Origin of the sequence: Methylobacterium sp. WL103, assembly GCF_008039885.1 — a bacterium.
GTDB lineage: Bacteria > Pseudomonadota > Alphaproteobacteria > Rhizobiales > Beijerinckiaceae > Methylobacterium > Methylobacterium cerastii.
On the sequence record NZ_VRUX01000507.1, the window covers coordinates 1 to 3,117 of the forward strand.

Genomic DNA, 3,117 nt, shown 5'->3' on the forward strand with positions numbered 1-3,117 from the left:
GCCGCGAGGTGTCCGACCGCCCGCCGGGGCGATTGCCGGCTAGCGGTCGGACACCTCGCGGCGGCGGCCGGCGTGGCCGAGACCACCGTGCGCAACGCGATCCGCGAAGCGCGGAAGGCCGCGCTGGTAACCGTTGAGGAGCGCCGGATGGCCCGCTTCCGCAACGACACGAACGTGGTCAGGATTGTCTCGGTGGAGTGGACTGCTTGGCTTCGGCTAGCGTGGAAAGGCGCCCCCTCCTCCGCAGGGGAGGGAGGGTGCAAATCCGCGAAGCGCACGCCTACTGATGTTTCATACCCTATGAATTCAGGGCTTCGGAGCCGTCAAAAGGGCTGCCGACAAGCGGCGGGCGACCCTGCCGACAGAGCCCTTCCGCAAATCCGAGAGGCTGGTAGAGCTGGACGAGCCATGCGGTAGTCGCAGGTAAGTGTTCGACAGACCTGACGGCCGTCGCAGGCTCTGCTCTCGAGGCCAGCTTCAGGCGGCTAGAAGATGTCGAGCAACCCGACTGCAGGAGCCCCGATGAAGATTATTTTTGCTTTGACAGCGCTCGCTGCTTTGACATTGCCAGCGCAAGCTATTGAGGGCCGATACAAGGTTGAAGGTCAGAACCCAGGACAACCCCAACTCTATAAAGGAGAAGCAATGATCAAAAGGACCGGCGACACCTACAGCGTGGTCTGGCAGATTGGATCTGGGCGCCAGATCGGAACCGGCATCCTGACCGGAACTGTCTTATCCGTCGTCTTTCAAGCGACTGGCGCGCCAGGGTCCGGCGGTGTGGCAAGCTTTCAGGTCATCGACGACAAGGTCACTGTCGGCAAGTGGGCGGTAACAGGCGGCCAAACTGTTGGGTCGGAAAAATGGTCCCTCGAAAGCGGGATTTGAGGATCGTGGTGTCAACCCGTCAGTTGCTCCTTGCTTGAGCCAACGGCGCCATGTCGAGCCCCGACGTGAGCGCTGCCGCTTGGTCAAGGATACGCCTAAGGCGCCGTAATTTGGCCTGCGGCAAGGTGCTGGCTCGCCGAGCTGATTTGGAGACCGTGATGCGCCGCCTGACCCTTTGCCTCTGCCTCGTCGCTACGTCGGCCTCAGCAGCTAATGTAGTTCAGCTAGGAGCAACGGATCGGGTGAGCCCATCCGAACAGAGGATCGAGAGCGAAGCCACCAAGGCGCAAGTCGGTGACGACGCCTTCCAAAGCCGCATCCTAGCCGCTGAGCGGCGAGCCACAGCCTCGATTTGCGCCGGCTGCTTCACGGAAAGCGCGCACCCCCGCGCCCGAGCGGCTACCCATGTCCATGCCAAGGCCGTCCCCACCCCCGTCGAGACTGACGAAGATTTGCGATAGGCGGTGACGTGAAGGTCGGTGATGCGAGGAACAGGAACCGCCTGCGCCGGCTTATGGCCTGCTCACTGCCTCTATGAGGTGGCGGCCCTGCTTGCGGGGACAAGAACAGGGCCGTCGCAGCGGATCGGGGGGATCAGCCGGCCGCGTATGCAGCGTCAATGACAATGCGCCAGACAGGTTGCTGAAGGATGAGCGACGACACGGCGGCTCTGGTCCTGGCGCTCGCTACCGAGAACGCGGAGTTGCGCGCGGCGCTGGCCGAGGCGCAGGAGCTGCTGATCGAGACCGCCGTCGATGCCGGCGAGATGCATGCCGGGCTTGAGGAGGTGCAGAGGGAGTTGGCCGTGGCGCGCGCGGATCGCGACGCTTGGATGAAGCAGCATGCGATCTAGAATGAGGCGGGCCGGAGCCCGTACTGTTAACTTGGTTCGGCCCGCCACCCATCCAGCCTCGTTTGAGAGGCGAGGACAGGGCTACGATAAGCACTAGTCGCTCAATCACCGCTATCGTCGCCTAATACGTATCTCGCTCTCGGATAAAAACTTTAGAAGCGAACGTCCTAAACATTCACGCGGCAACGAAAAGGCGACGATATCGTTCGGACATACAGGTCCGGCATACCTCGCGGCTCAGTTGAGGCGTTCCCGCTCCGTGACCTTTTCCGCCAAAGCCTGACCGATTTTGAAGAGAGCATTGCGCAAGTCGGGTAGCGCTCGCTTCCCACCATCATCTTCAATGAGCGAATGAGCCATGATGAGGTGATCAGCGACTCGATCGAGCGCCGAGTTAGGTGTGGTTGTCTGGTAAGGTGCAGGGGGCCGGAAGCGCTCGACTTTGCCATAGGCGCGGATCGTGTCCGTTGCGCCCTCAGCAAGTTCCGTAATCGTACCAAGGTAGCCAGCGAAGGCGTCCCCTAACAGCCCGAACGAAGGGACCCCGCCTGCGGCTACCCATCGGCACGTATCATCGGGTTTGAGGAGACGATACCGCACGTTGAACTCAGCGCCCTGCTGGGTTGCCTGGTTGATAATATCTTCGACGGTTGACCGGTCATCAGGATGCACGCGCGCAAGCGAGCCCCGACCGAGGGCGTCCTTGATCTCTTGCCCTGTGAGCTTCGCCCATTCGCTGCTCGCGTAGACGCACTGTCCAGCGGCGTCTGTGAGAAAAATCATTTTGCCGGCCCGCCTCTCCGTGACCGCAAGAGATAGGTTGTGCGCTATCTAACCACATGGCACCACCAACCGTAGGTGGTAGATAGCCGCCGCACTTATCGCTGCAATTTCCGTTGGAAACAATCCAGCAAAGAACTATTGGGGTCAATGATGGCCGAGCTAAAGGCAGTGGCTCTCGTCAAGTTGCAAGAAATCGCCGATAATCTTGGCGTGTCAGTTGATCAATTCACAACCGGAAAGATCGCAATCGATCTCATGGCGGCCGACGAATGCCTGCGGCTCTGGTCTCTATTGAAGACCGACAGGGGGCGCCAGCAAGCCTTGGACGCCTTGCGCCAAGTGGTGGAGACCGAAGCCGCCTAAGTGGCCATGTCCGTCGCGACGGCCCTACCGTTGCTGCCTTCGTTCCTCGTCGGCCACCGCCTCTACCGCCGCGATGGCATTCTCAAGTTCCGCGATGCGCTTCTGGTCCGCCCCCATTGAAGTGGTCCGCCCTTTGGTATGGCTTTTGAGCCTGGAGGACGGACGAGATGGCAAAGCACCCGAAGCCCGAGGAGATCGTCGCGAAGCTACGTCAGGCGGACGTGCTGATT

General features: G+C 61.0%; 4 protein-coding genes and 1 pseudogene. 4 read left to right on the forward strand and 1 reads right to left on the reverse strand.

Annotation, left to right across the window (positions count from 1 at the left end):
- The 3 genes and pseudogenes from FV222_RS31420 to FV222_RS21405 all read left to right on the forward strand — a co-directional run.
- Positions 1-417 (forward strand): annotated as a pseudogene (locus FV222_RS31420) (helix-turn-helix domain-containing protein); the annotation flags it as partial.
- Positions 418-522: 105 nt separating this feature from the next.
- Complete coding sequence (locus FV222_RS21400) at positions 523-888, forward strand: hypothetical protein (RefSeq protein WP_147815589.1); 366 nt, start codon at positions 523-525, stop codon at positions 886-888.
- 649 nt (positions 889-1,537) lie between these two features.
- Positions 1,538-1,741, forward strand: a complete 204-nt coding sequence (locus FV222_RS21405; protein WP_147815590.1) for a hypothetical protein — start codon at positions 1,538-1,540, stop codon at positions 1,739-1,741.
- Positions 1,742-1,978: 237 nt separating this feature from the next.
- Here the strand turns inward: FV222_RS21405 and FV222_RS21410 are convergent, their stop codons facing one another.
- Complete coding sequence (locus FV222_RS21410) at positions 1,979-2,524, reverse strand: PAS domain-containing protein (protein ID WP_147815591.1); 546 nt, start codon at positions 2,522-2,524, stop codon at positions 1,979-1,981.
- A gap of 150 nt (positions 2,525-2,674) precedes the next feature.
- Here FV222_RS21410 and FV222_RS21415 point away from each other — a divergent pair, with 150 nt between their 5' ends.
- A complete protein-coding gene (locus FV222_RS21415) occupies positions 2,675-2,887 on the forward strand; it encodes a hypothetical protein (protein WP_147815592.1) in 213 nt (70 codons plus the stop codon).
- Positions 2,888-3,117 lie beyond the last annotated feature (230 nt).

What these genes read in the sequence shown, in the direction of transcription:
- FV222_RS21400 (WP_147815589.1), top strand. Translation starts at nt 523, where the DNA reads ATGAAGATTATTTTTGCTTTGACAGCGCTCGCTGCTTTGACATTGCCA.
- FV222_RS21410 (WP_147815591.1), bottom strand. Translation starts at nt 2,524, where the DNA reads ATGATTTTTCTCACAGACGCCGCTGGACAGTGCGTCTACGCGAGCAGC.
- FV222_RS21415 (WP_147815592.1), top strand. Translation starts at nt 2,675, where the DNA reads ATGGCCGAGCTAAAGGCAGTGGCTCTCGTCAAGTTGCAAGAAATCGCC.
- FV222_RS21405 (WP_147815590.1), top strand. Translation starts at nt 1,538, where the DNA reads ATGAGCGACGACACGGCGGCTCTGGTCCTGGCGCTCGCTACCGAGAAC.